This is a genomic window from Bradyrhizobium sp. 87 (genome assembly GCF_023073015.1).
GTDB classification, from domain to species: domain Bacteria; phylum Pseudomonadota; class Alphaproteobacteria; order Rhizobiales; family Xanthobacteraceae; genus Bradyrhizobium; species Bradyrhizobium canariense_D.
The window spans coordinates 407849-420580 of record NZ_JADPIQ010000022.1; the positions used below are offsets into that span (position 1 = coordinate 407849).

Annotated in this window: 7 protein-coding genes; 6 read left to right on the forward strand and 1 reads right to left on the reverse strand. The window is 64.5% G+C overall.

What is annotated here, in order from left to right:
• Positions 1-9 precede the first annotated feature (9 nt).
• The 5 genes from treS to treY are packed head-to-tail and all read left to right on the forward strand — an operon-like array spanning position 10 to position 12055.
• Positions 10-3303 (forward strand): maltose alpha-D-glucosyltransferase, encoded by a 3294-nt coding sequence (treS, locus tag IVB50_RS06455; RefSeq protein ID WP_085351909.1) that lies wholly within the window; start codon positions 10-12, stop codon positions 3301-3303.
• Complete coding sequence (glgB, locus tag IVB50_RS06460) at positions 3296-5434, forward strand: 1,4-alpha-glucan branching protein GlgB (protein WP_018454055.1); 2139 nt, start codon at positions 3296-3298, stop codon at positions 5432-5434. The genes treS and glgB overlap by 8 nt, the downstream gene beginning before the upstream one ends.
• 3 nt (positions 5435-5437) lie before the next feature.
• The gene (gene glgX, locus IVB50_RS06465; RefSeq protein ID WP_085351910.1) at positions 5438-7516 is read left to right on the forward strand and encodes a glycogen debranching protein GlgX; all 2079 of its coding nucleotides are present in this window, start codon (positions 5438-5440) and stop codon (positions 7514-7516) included.
• On the forward strand, positions 7513-9267 hold the full coding sequence (gene treZ / locus IVB50_RS06470) for a malto-oligosyltrehalose trehalohydrolase (RefSeq protein ID WP_247295029.1): 1755 nt from the start codon (positions 7513-7515) through the stop codon (positions 9265-9267). The genes glgX and treZ overlap by 4 nt, the downstream gene beginning before the upstream one ends.
• Position 9268: 1 nt before the next feature.
• Complete coding sequence (treY, locus tag IVB50_RS06475; protein WP_247295031.1) at positions 9269-12055, forward strand: malto-oligosyltrehalose synthase; 2787 nt, start codon at positions 9269-9271, stop codon at positions 12053-12055.
• Positions 12056-12058: 3 nt separating this feature from the next.
• On the opposite strand, the gene IVB50_RS06480 is transcribed toward treY, so the two are convergent.
• Positions 12059-12376 (reverse strand): polyhydroxyalkanoic acid system family protein, encoded by a 318-nt coding sequence (locus IVB50_RS06480; protein ID WP_085351913.1) that lies wholly within the window; start codon positions 12374-12376, stop codon positions 12059-12061.
• A 184-nt stretch (positions 12377-12560) separates the two neighbouring features.
• On the opposite strand from IVB50_RS06480, the gene IVB50_RS06485 reads away from it, so the two are divergent.
• Positions 12561-12725, forward strand: a complete 165-nt coding sequence (locus IVB50_RS06485) for a DUF3309 family protein (protein ID WP_007595743.1) — start codon at positions 12561-12563, stop codon at positions 12723-12725.
• Positions 12726-12732: the final 7 nt, after the last annotated feature.

Sequence of the window (12732 nt, forward strand, 5' to 3'; positions counted from 1 at the left end):
GCGCACGCCATGAACGTATTGTCTTCCGTCGACACCAAGAAAGCCGAGGCTGCCGAGATCGTGGACGAGCTCTGGTACAAGGACGCCATTATCTATCAGCTTCACGTCAAGGCGTTTGCCGATAGCAACAATGACGGCATCGGCGACTTCGCCGGGCTGACCGAGAAGCTGCCCTATCTCCAGGAGCTCGGCGTCACCGCGCTCTGGCTGCTGCCGTTCTATCCCTCGCCCGGCCGCGACGACGGCTACGACATCGCCGACTACGGTTCGGTCAATCCCGATTTCGGGACGATGAAGGATTTCAAGCGCTTCATCCAGGAGGCCCAGAAGCGAGGCTTGCGCGTCATCACCGAGCTCGTCGTCAACCACACCTCGGACCAGCACAATTGGTTCAAGCGTGCTCGCCGCAGCCCGGCAGGCTCGAGCGCCCGCAACTGGTATGTCTGGAGCGACACCGACCAGAAATACCAGGGCACCCGTATCATCTTCACCGACACGGAGAAGTCGAACTGGACCTGGGATCACGAGGCCGGCGCGTTCTACTGGCACCGCTTCTTCTCGCACCAGCCGGATCTCAATTTCGACAATCCGCGCGTCGTCAGCGCGCTGATCCAGGTGATGAAGCGCTGGCTGGATGCCGGCGTCGACGGCTTCCGTCTGGACGCCATTCCCTATCTCTGCGAGCGCGAAGGCACCTCGAACGAGAACCTCCCCGAGACGCATGCCATCATCAAGCGGCTCCGCCACGAGCTGGATTCCTACTCCAAGGGCAAGCTGCTGCTGGCCGAGGCCAATCAATGGCCGGAGGACGTGCAGGAATATTTCGGCCGCGGCGACGAGTGCCACATGGCCTACCACTTCCCGCTGATGCCGCGCATCTACATGGCGATCGCCCAGGAGGACCGTTTCCCGATCACCGACATCCTGCGCCAGACGCCGGATATTCCGGCGAGCTGCCAATGGGCGCTGTTCCTGCGCAACCATGACGAGCTGACGCTGGAGATGGTGACCGACGTCGAGCGCGACTATCTGTGGACCACCTACGCCAACGATCCGCGCGCCCGCATCAATGTCGGCATCCGCCGGCGCCTCGCGCCGCTGATGGACAACGACCGGCGCAAGATCGAGCTGATGAACTCGCTGCTGCTGTCCTTCCCCGGCACGCCGATCATCTACTACGGCGACGAGATCGGGATGGGCGACAACATCTATCTCGGCGACCGCAACGGCGTGCGCACGCCGATGCAGTGGAGCCCGGACCGCAACGGCGGCTTCTCGCGCTGCGACCCGGCCCGCCTCTACGCGCCGCTGATCATGGATCCGGTCTACGGCTATGAATCGGTGAACGTGGAGGCGCAGTCGCGCAGCCTGTCCTCGCTGCTCAGCGCGACCAAGCGTCTGATCTCGGTGCGCAAATCGACGCTCGCCTTCGGCCGCGGCACCATGACCTTCATCCGCCCGGCCAACCGCGCCGTGCTGGCCTATGTCCGGCAGTACCGCGACGAGGTGATCCTCTGCGTCGCCAATCTGTCGCGCGCGGCCCAGGCGACCGAGCTCGATCTGTCGCCCTGGAAGGACCGCATCCCGCAGGAGATGCTCGGCCGCACGCGTTTTCCGGCGATCGGCGAACTGCCCTACATGGTCACGCTGGGGCCCTATGGCTTCTACTGGTTTCAGCTCACCGAGCGCGACAAGTCCGAGCCGGTGACGCCGCGCGCAGTGCCCGAATTCGAGACGCTGGTGGTGCCGGTGAACTCGACCTGGGTGTCGCTGGCGCGCGAGCGCGGCGTGTTCGAGCACGAGGTGCTGCCGGGATTCCTGTCGCGCACGCGCTGGTATCCGGAGCACAATCCCAAGCACATCAAGCCGACGCTGACCTCGGCGGTGCCGTTCTGCGACATCGGCGACAACAGGCCCTGGATCGCGTTCTTCGAGGCGGCGCAGGGCGACGTCACCACGCGCTACGTGCTGCCGATGCAGATCGAATGGGTGCGCTTCGACCGCGAACGCTTCAATCCCAGGGCGCTCGCCGCCGTGCGTCAGGGGGCCCGCGAAGGGACGCTGCTGGACGTGGCAACCGAGCAGATCTTCATCGGCCTGTTCCTGCGCAATCTGTCGCAGAACCTGGTGGTGGAAGAAAACAATCTGCGGCTGGAGTTCAAGGCGACCAGCCGGTTTGCCGAGTACACCATCAAGGAGCCCGAACGCATCCGCACGATCGAGCAGTCGAACAGCACCGCGCTGGTCGACAACCAGTATGTCGCCAAGATCTATCGTCAGCTCGAAGCCGGCATCAATCCCGAGATCGAGATCGGCTCCTACCTCACCGAGATCGCCCGCTTTGCCAATACGCCGGCACTGCTCGGCAGCGTCGAGCTGGTCGAAGACGACCGTCGCAGCGCAGTCGGCGTGCTGCACGCCTATGTCGAGAACCAGGGCGACGGCTGGGGCGTCACCGCGGGCTATCTCGACCGCTATATCGACGAGCAACGGGTGCTGCCACCGGGCGAGATGCCCCGCGAGACCCAGGAGCAAGCGCCCTATCTGCACTTCATTACGCAGATCGGCCGACGGCTCGCCGAGCTGCATGTGGCTCTGGCCGCTGCAAAGCCCGGAGATCTCGCGCCGGAGCCCATTGGCTCCGCACACGTCAAGCGCTGGTCATCCGAGCTCGAGACACGGGCCGAGCGGGTTTTCGAGCGGCTGGCCGCCAGCACCGACCGCCTGCGGGAGGTGGACCGACCGCTGATCAATCAGCTCGCCGCGGAGCGCGCGACCCTGTCCGGCCGGCTCAACGCGCTCTTACCTTCCGAGCTCGGCGGGTTGAACATCCGTCATCATGGCGATTTCCGCCTCGGGCAAACTCTGATTGTGAAGGACGATATCTTCATCATCGACTTCGACGGAGATCCGCGTTTGCCGCTGGCCGACAAGCGGCGCAAGCTGCCTGCGGCGCGTGACGTTGCCGGCCTGATCCGCTCGATTGATCTTTCGGTTAACGCGGCGCTTCACCGCGCGCTCACGGGCGCCTCCGACGAACAGGGCCGTCTCACGGCAGCGCTCGACGAATGGCGCGAGCGCACCACCGCGACGTTCCTCACCGCCTACCGCGAAGCCATGACCGATCGGCGGCTGTGGCCGGAAGATCCGCAATCTGCGGCTGGCCTGTTAAGGTTTTTCCTGCTTGATCAAGCGTTCGAGGAAGTAGAGTACGAGCTGTCCCACCGGCCTGAGGGGCTCCATGCGCCGCTGTCCGGACTGCTTCGCATTCTGTCCAGTATCGAGAGCGAAGCCCATGCCTAAACTCCCTGCCGAGGCCTATGCGATCATCGAGGGTCGCCACTCCGATCCGTTCCACTATCTCGGGCTGCATCCCGAGGGCGACAAGAGCGTGGTGCGCGCGTTTCTTCCCGATGCTTCCAACGTCGAGGCGGTGGGCGAGCACGGCGAGGTGGCGAAGCTCGATCGCGTCCATGATGCCGGCCTGTTCATCGGAGCTCTGCCGAACGGCGCGAAGCACTACCAGCTCCGCGCGAAGTTCGGCGACAACGTCATCGAATTCGAGGACACCTATCGCTTTCCGCCGATCCTGACCGATTTCGACCTCTATCTGCTTGGCGAAGGCACCCACCAGCGCCTTTACGACAAGCTCGGCGCGCATCCGATGCGGCTCGAAGGCATCGATGGCATCGGCTTCGTGGTGCTGGCGCCCAACGCCCGGCGCGTCTCCGTGGTCGGCGATTTCAATTTTTGGGACGGACGGCGCCATCCGATGCGGGTGCGCGGCGCGGGTTATTGGGAATTGTTCATCCCGCACGCCAAGGCCGGCGACCACTACAAGTTCGAAATTATCGGACCGCATGGCCATCTGCTTCCGCTGAAGTCCGATCCGATGGCTTTTGCAAGCGAGGTGCGCCCGAAGACCGCTTCTATCGTGTTCGACGAAGCACATCTGCCCCGGCCGCGACCGGCGCCCGACGGCATCAACGCGTTGTCCGCGCCGATGTCGATCTACGAGGTCCATCTCGGCTCATGGCGGCGCAAGAACGGCAATGAATGGCTGACCTATCGCGAGCTGGCCGAGCAGCTGCCGGCCTACGCCCGCGACATGGGCTTCACCCATCTCGAATTCCTCCCCGTCAGCGAGCATCCTTTCGACGGCTCGTGGGGCTATCAGCCGACGGGGCTGTATGCGCCGACCAGCCGCTTCGGCACGCCGGAGGATTTTGCCGCGCTGGTCGATGCCTGCCACCGCGAGGGCGTCGGCGTGCTGCTCGACTGGGTGCCCGGCCACTTCCCGGACGATCCGCACGGGCTCGGCAGCTTCGACGGCACAGCGCTGTACGAGCACGCCAATCCGCTCCAGGGCCGGCATCTCGATTGGGGCACGCTGATCTACAATTACGGCCGCACCGAAGTGACGAACTTCCTGGTCTCGAACGCGCTGTTCTGGCTCGAGCGCTACGCGATCGACGGACTGCGCGTCGATGCCGTCGCGTCCATGCTCTACCTCGACTACAGCCGTCCGCCCGGCGCGTGGATTCCGAACCAGCATGGCGGCCGGGAGAACATCGAGGCGATCGCGTTCCTGCGCCGCTTCAACACCGAGCTGTTCGCGCGTTTCCCGCAGGCGACCACGGCCGCCGAAGAGTCCACCGCCTGGCCGCAGGTCTCGCGCCCGGTCGAATTCGGAGGGCTCGGCTTCGGCTACAAGTGGAATATGGGCTGGATGCACGACACGCTGAACTACATCAGCAAGGACCCGATCCACCGCAAGCATCATCACGGCGACATCCTGTTCGGCCTGCACTACGCCTTCTCGGAGAACTTCGTCCTGCCGCTGTCGCACGACGAAGTCGTGCACGGCAAGCGCTCTATCCTCGGGCGCATGCCCGGCGACGAATGGCAGCGCTTCGCGAATTTGCGCGCCTATTACAGCTTCATGTTCGGCCATCCCGGCAAGAAGCTGCTGTTCATGGGCGCCGAGATCGCGCAAAGCCGAGAATGGAATCACGACCAATCGCTCGACTGGCACTTGCTCGAGTACAAGCCCCATTCAGGCATCCAGGCGTTGATCCGCGATCTCAACCGGCTCTATCGCGCGGTGCCCGCCCTGCACCAGATGGACTGCGAGCAGGCCGGCTTCGAATGGCTGATCACCGACGACGCCAACCGCAACGTGTTCGCCTGGCTGCGCAAGGGATTTGACGAGCACGCCCGGTGCATGGTGATCGTCAACTTCTCACCCAATGTCTATCGCAATTACCGCGTTCGCGCGCCGTTCGGTGGCAAGTGGAAGGAAGTGTTCAACTCGGACTCCGCTCATTACGGCGGCAGCAATGTCGGCAACATCGGCGAAGTCCACGCCGTCAATGGCGAGCTCCGCCTCACCATTCCGCCGCTCGCCGCGATCTTCCTCGTTCCGGAAAGCTGAACGATGCGCCTGACTGCTGGATCGCCCGCACGCCTCGGCGCAAGCTGGGACGGACGCGGCACCAATTTCGCGCTGTTCTCCGCCAACGCGCAGAAGGTCGAGCTGTGCCTGTTCGACATGCAGGGCCGCCGCGAACTCGAGCGCGTCGAGCTGCCGGAGCGCACCGAGGATGTCTGGCACGGCTATCTCAACGACGTCTCGCCCGGCCAGCTCTACGGCTACCGCGTGCATGGCCCCTACGAGCCGGAGCACGGCCACCGCTTCAATGCCAACAAGCTCGTGCTAGACCCCTATGCCAAGCGGCTTTCCGGGCGGCTGGTCTGGAGTGACGCGCATTTCGCCTATCGCACCGGAAGCCCGCGCGAAGACCTGTCGTTCGACCGGCGCGACAACGCGCGCGGCATGCCGAAGGCCGTCGTCGTCGACGAGACCTTCAACTGGGGCCGCCGCGAGATCCGGCCCAACATTCCCTGGGAAGATACCATCATCTACGAGGCCCACGTCAAGGGACTGACACAGAAGCGCGACGACGTGCCGCCGAATTTGCGCGGCACCTATGGCGGCCTGTCCTCGCCCGCGATGATCGAGCACCTGAAGAAGCTCGGCGTCACCACGGTAGAGCTTCTGCCGGTGCACAGCTTCGTCGACGACCGCATCTTGGTGGAGAAGAAGCTCGTCAACTACTGGGGCTATAACACCCTGTCCTTCTTCGCGCCCGAGCAGCGCTACGCCCAGGACAACGCTCTCGATTCCTTCCGCACCACGATCGCACGTCTGCACGATGCCGGCATCGAGGTGATGCTCGACGTCGTCTACAATCACACCGCCGAGGGCAATCATCTCGGTCCGACGCTGTGCTATCGCGGCATCGACAACGCCTCCTATTACTGGCTGAACCGCGAAAACCCGCGCTACTACGACGATTTTACCGGCTGCGGCTCGTCGGTGAACCTCACCCACCCGCGCGTGCTGCAGATGGTGATGGATTCACTGCGCTACTGGGTCGAGGTCTGCCACGTCGACGGCTTCCGTTTCGACCTCGCCACCACGCTGGCCCGCGGACCGAACGGTTATGATCGAGGCAGCTCGTTCCTGACCGCGATCCGCCAGGACCCGGTGCTGGCGAGCGTCAAGCTCGTCGCCGAACCCTGGGATCTCGGCCTTGGCGGCTATCAGGTGGGCGCATTTCCCTCGCAATGGTCGGAGTGGAACGACCGTTACCGCAGCGCCATGCGCCGCTACTGGAGCGGCGAAGGCAGCCTGATCGGCGATATCTCCAGCCGCATGACGGCGTCCTCCGACCTGTTCAACCACGACGGACGGCGGCCGCGCGCCAGCATCAACCACATCACCGTGCATGACGGCTTCACCCTGGCCGATCTCTTCAGCTACAACGAGAAGCATAACGAGGCCAATGGCGAGGACAATCGCGACGGCTCCAACGACAACCACAGCAACAATTGCGGTGTCGAGGGTCCGACCGACGATCCCCAAATCGTCAGCTTGCGCCGGCAGCTTCGCAAGAACGTACTGGCCTGCCTCATGCTGGCGCAGGGCATTCCGCTGATCCTCGCAGGCGACGAGGTCGGGAATTCGCAATCAGGCAACAACAACGCCTATTGCCAGGACAACGAGGTGGGCTGGGTCGGCTGGGACAATCTCGGCAAGGACGGCGACGACATGGTCGGTTTTGTCGCCGAACTCGCCGATATCCGCCGCCGGTTCTCGCAGCTTCGCAGCCATCGCTGGCTCGACGGCCGCCCCAAGGACGGCATCTCCTATGGCGCGCTGTGGCTGACGCCGGCCGGCGACGAAATGACGGAAAGCGACTGGAAATTCCCGGAAGGGCGGTTCCTCTCCTATGTGATGGGGCCGATGGAACCGGGCAGCGCCGCGATCTTTATCGTACTCAACGCAGCCCCCGAAGAGATCGCATTCAAATTGCCAAAAATGACTGAATACAAGAGCTGGCAGCAGATCCTGAACACGACCGACGCCAAGCTGAATACGATCGACTTCCAGCCCGGGAGCGACAGCAAGGCGCCGCCGCGCTCCGTGCTCGCTTTCGCGGGGGCGCTATGAGGCCATCCTTCGGGGCGAGGCCGACGAGGGACGGCGTATCGTTCCGGCTGTGGGCGCCTGCCGCGCGCCGTGTCGATCTCCTGCTCGACAGACGACACGCGATGCAGCGCCGGCAGGATGGCTGGTATGTCGCCGAGATTGCCAATCTGCCCGTCGGCAGCAACTACAAATTCAGGATCGATGACGAGATCGACGTGCCCGATCCGGCGTCTGCATTCCAACCCGACGACGTGTTCGGCCCGAGCGAGGTGATCGATCATGACGCCTTCGCCTGGCGCGCATCCGATTGGCGCGGCCGCCCGTGGGAAGAGACGGTGCTGATCGAGACGCATGTCGGCACCTTCACTGCGGAAGGCACCTATCGTGCCATGATCGACAAGCTCGATCATCTCGTCGCGACCGGCATCACCGCGATCGAACTGATGCCCCTGGCTGACTTCGCCGGTCGCCGCGGCTGGGGTTATGATGGCGTGCTGTGGTACGCGCCCGACAGCGCCTATGGTCATCCCGATGAATTGAAGACGCTGATCGACGAAGCCCATCTGCGCGGGCTGATGGTGTTCCTCGACGTCGTCTACAATCATTTCGGCCCCGAGGGAAATTACCTCGGCCGCTACGCGCCGGCCTTCTTCACCGACGCGCACACGCCATGGGGCAGTGCGATCGATTATCGCGTGCCGCAGGTTCGCGCTTTTGCCGTCGAGAACGCGCTGTCGTGGCTCAGCGACTATCGCTTCGACGGCCTGAGGCTCGATGCCGCCAATCACATCATGGCGATCCCCGGCGAGCAATCGATGCTGCAAGACCTTAGCGTCGCCGCGGGCGAGCTTGCCAAGGCGACGGAGCGCCATATCCATCTCGTGCTGGAGAACGGCGACAACCGCGCGAGCCTGCTCGACGCGGCGCAGGAGCCTCCGAACGGCAAATATCGCGGCCAGTGGAACGACGACTACCACCACGTCTGGCACGTGATGCTGACGGGCGAACTCGCCGGCTATTATGCGGACTATCAAACGCCGCGGCTCGATCTCGCACGCGCGCTCGCCTCCGGCTTCGTCTATCAGGGCGAGATCTCGGAATTCTGGGGCAAGAAGCCGCGGGGCGAGAACAGCGGCGAGCTGCCGCCGGCAACCTTCGTCAACTTCCTGCAGAACCACGACCAGATCGGCAACCGGCCGCTTGGCGACCGGCTCGAAAGCCTGGCATCGCCCGAGCAGATCGAAGCCGCACTCGCGGTGACCCTGCTCGCACCGATGGTGCCGATGCTGTTCCAGGGCGAGGAGTGGGGCTCCATCGCGCCCTTCCCGTTCTTCTGCGACTTCCAGGGCGGACTGGCTGATGCCGTCCGCAGGGGGCGCAGGCAGGAATACGCCTGGGCCTATGAAAAGTACGGCGACGAGGTGCCCGACCCGCTCGATCCGGCAACACTGCAATCGGCCGTGCTCGACTGGACCGACCACACGCCGGAGCAGGATGCGCGTCTCGCGCTGGTGCGGGAGCTGCTCGCACTCCGCCACAAGGAGATCGCGCCACGACTGAAAGGTGCGCGCTTCGGTGATGCCGCCGTGGCCGATAGCGGCCTGCTCACCGCACATTGGCACATGGGAGATGGCGCGACGTTGCGCCTCGTGGCCAATCTCTCCGACAAGGACATCGCGTGTTCCGACGGCGGTGTGGGGACCCTGATCTGGGGCGGCGCAACCGGCGACCGGCTTGCGCCCTGGTCGGTGGTCTGGCGCCTCGGAGGTTGAGATGCCTCCAGCCATTCCTCTCGCAACCTACCGGCTTCAGCTCACCGCGGATTTCGACTTCGACAAGGCCGCCGCGGTGGTGCCCTACCTGAAGGCGCTGGGAATCACGCATCTCTACACCTCGCCGGTGATGAAGGCCCGCAAGGGCTCGACGCACGGCTATGACACCGTCGACCACAGCCAGTTCAATCCGGAGCTCGGCGGCGAGGCCGGCTTCGCGCGGCTGAGCGAGGCGCTGACGCGACACGACCTCGGCCTCATCATCGACTTCGTACCGAACCATGTCGGCGTGCACTTCGCCGACAATCCCTGGTGGCTGGACGTGCTGGAATGGGGCCAGGCCTCGCCGCACGCCGTCTCCTTCGATATCGACTGGGATCAACTGGCCTTCCGCGCCCGCGGCGGCGTGCTGCTGCCGATCCTCGGAGCGTCCTATGGCGAAGCGCTCGAGAGCGGCGATATCGAGCTGCGCTACGATCCCAACGAAGGTAGTTTTTCCGCCTGGTATTTCGAACATCGATTGCCGATCGCGCCGGAGCGCTATGGCGAGGTGCTGCGGATGATCGTGAAGGACGCCGACGCCGCCGAGACCGAGACGGGCAAGCGCCTGCTGTCGCTCGCGGCGCGCTACACGGGACTGCGCCGCCCCAACCGCAAGGAAGCACCCGGCTTCAAGGCGGAGCTCAGGGAGATCGCAGGCAGCGCCGATATCATCGGGCGCGGCCTCGGCGCCTATCGCGCGGCCAAGGACCGTCCCGCGCAGACGCTGGCGCTGCATCATTTGCTGGAGCGCCAGCACTACAAGCTGGGGCACTGGCGGCTTGCCTCCAGCGACATCAACTATCGACGTTTCTTCGACGTCAACGGGCTCGCCGGCATGCGCGTCGAGGATCCCGGCACGTTCGCCGCCACGCACCGGCTGGTGAAGCAACTCATTGCCGACGGCAAACTGCAAGGCATCCGGCTCGATCATATCGACGGCCTGCGCGATCCCGCGCAATATTGCCAGCGGCTGCGCCGGCTGGTGCGCGACGCTCAGGGCACCACAAAGCCGTTCTATACGGTGATCGAGAAAATCCTGTGCGAGCACGAGCGCCTGCCGCATTTCGCCGGCGTCCAGGGCACCACCGGCTATGAGTGGATGAATGCCATCACTCACGTTCTGGTCGACGCCAAGGGGCTGGAGGCCATGGACGAGACCTGGCGACAGATCAGCAACCGGCCGCCGCGGCTCGCGCCTTACGTCAAGGATGCCAAACGGCGCGTGCTGGAGACGCTGCTGACCAGCGAATTCACGGTTCTGACGCGCCTGCTTGCGCGCATCGCCAACGGGCACTACTCGACCCGCGACTTTTCCGCTGACAGCCTGCGGCAGGCGCTCGAGCTCTATGTGCTGCATTTTCCGGTGTACCGCACCTATTTGACGACAAGCGCGCCAACGGCGAACGATCGTAAGCTGATCGACAACACCATCGAGCACGCTCGCCGGGAATGGTTCGCCGCGGACGAAGGCATTTTCGACTTCCTGCGCGACGCCCTCACCATGGACCTGCTCAAGCCTGGCCGTCCCCCGCACAGTGCCCCGCGGGTGCGCCGCTTTGCGCTGAAGGTGCAGCAATTCACCGGGCCGATGATGGCGAAGTCGTTGGAGGACACTGCTTTCTATCAATTTCACCGGCTGCTCGCCCTGAACGAAGTCGGCGGCGATCCCGCGAGCAAGGGCCTCACCATTCCCGCTTTCCACGAGACCATGCAGGCCCGCGCCAGGGAATGGCCGCAAGGGATGACGGCGACCGCCACGCACGACACCAAACGTGGCGAGGACGCCCGGGCGCGGATCGCTGCCTTAAGTGAAATTCCCGGCGAATGGACCAGCGCTGTGGCACGCTGGAAAGTCCTGAACGCACCGCACCTCGCGCTCGACGGCAATCTGCGCGCTCCGTCGGCCACGTTCGAATACATGCTCTACCAGACCCTGCTCGGCGCCTGGCCGCTCGTGGAGCCGGCCGATGCCGGTTTCGTCGCGCGTATCCAGGCCTATGCGCTCAAGGCCGCGCGCGAGGGCAAGGAGGAGACCAGCTGGCTCAACCCGCACGAGGCCTATGAGAACGGCGTCAAGAGCTTCATCGCGAAGATCCTCGATCCCGCGCAATCAGGCGAATTCCTGGAGGCGCTGAACACGCTGGCTCGCCGCGTCGCGCTGCTCGGCGCGCTGAACGCGCTGAGCCAGCTCACGCTCAAGGCGACACTGCCGGGCGTGCCCGACTTTTACCAGGGCACCGAATTCTGGGATCTGTCGCTGGTCGATCCCGACAACCGCCGCCCGGTGGATTTTTCCGCGCGACACGCGGCGCTGGGCACGCTGGACAACCCGGATTGGAATCATCTGATCAAGAGCTGGCCGGACGGTCAGCTCAAGCTGGCCTGGACGCGGCACCTGCTCAAGCTGCGCAACGAGCTGCCCGACGTCTTCGCGCGAGGTGACTACCAGCCGCTTCAGGTGCGGGGCGCACATGCCGACCATGTCGTAGCGTTTGCCCGCCGCCACGGCCGGGCTGCGGCGATCGTCGTGGTCGGGCGCCAGTTCGCACCTTTCACGCAAGCAGGCCGCGAATGGCCGGCGTTCGATGGGGCCGACGCCACTATTGACGTCACGGGCTATAATGTGCCGGGTTTCGCCGGCAACGATCTGCCGCTCGCGCAGGCGCTTCGCGGTTTTCCCGCTTCGGTCATCCCCGCGCGCCCAGCGGGCGCGGCGAAGCCGGTGCGACAGCGCACCCGCGCTTGAACGCTAGCTTTTCCCGTCCTTGCCCAACAGCAGCTGGCCGCGCTTGCGAATCGTGGCCTGCGCCATCTCCGCAAAGCGCTGCAATAGCCAGGGCAGCACCACCTGCACCTTGACATGGTCGTCGGCGACGTCGACCTGCCCCGTCGCGATCTGCCCGAGCGCGCGGATGCGGAAATTCATGCTGTCGCCGCTCCAGCTCTCCTCCTCGACCTGCATCACGGGAATGCTCGCCGCAGCACGGCCTAGCCCAGTCTTGAGCCGGCGCACCGCCTCCTCGCGGCCCAAGCGGTGGGGAATGGAGACGACAAGCGGTGCTGACATGGCTCTGCCCGGTTAGTGATTGAACCTCACATAGTCATGCCCGGCGGTACCACAAAGGTTCCATGCAAGTTGCGCGTGCACGGTGTTTCATTGGCGGAACTTTAGAACCTGCGGCAAGTTGCCCTCGCACCACGGGACAGGTTGCAAACGACCCTTCTAACGAAGGGCTGGAGGAGATTTCCGCATGTCTATCGGTACGATCATTCTGATCATTTTGGTCATCGCGCTGCTCGGCGGCTTCAGCGGCATCGGCGGCGGCCCGTTCTACGGCACCGGCTATTACGGCGGCGGCGGTCTCGGGCTCGTCATCGTGATCCTGCTGATCCTGCTCCTGCTGGGACGGATCTAGCCACCAA

Bases quoted from the DNA above. Each gene is read 5' to 3' on its own strand.
- treS (WP_085351909.1), top strand. From the start codon at position 10: ATGAACGTATTGTCTTCCGTCGACACCAAGAAAGCCGAGGCTGCCGAG.
- glgB (WP_018454055.1), top strand. From the start codon at position 3,296: ATGCCTAAACTCCCTGCCGAGGCCTATGCGATCATCGAGGGTCGCCAC.
- glgX (WP_085351910.1), top strand. From the start codon at position 5,438: ATGCGCCTGACTGCTGGATCGCCCGCACGCCTCGGCGCAAGCTGGGAC.
- treZ (WP_247295029.1), top strand. From the start codon at position 7,513: ATGAGGCCATCCTTCGGGGCGAGGCCGACGAGGGACGGCGTATCGTTC.
- treY (WP_247295031.1), top strand. From the start codon at position 9,269: ATGCCTCCAGCCATTCCTCTCGCAACCTACCGGCTTCAGCTCACCGCG.
- IVB50_RS06480 (WP_085351913.1), bottom strand. From the start codon at position 12,376: ATGTCAGCACCGCTTGTCGTCTCCATTCCCCACCGCTTGGGCCGCGAG.
- IVB50_RS06485 (WP_007595743.1), top strand. From the start codon at position 12,561: ATGTCTATCGGTACGATCATTCTGATCATTTTGGTCATCGCGCTGCTC.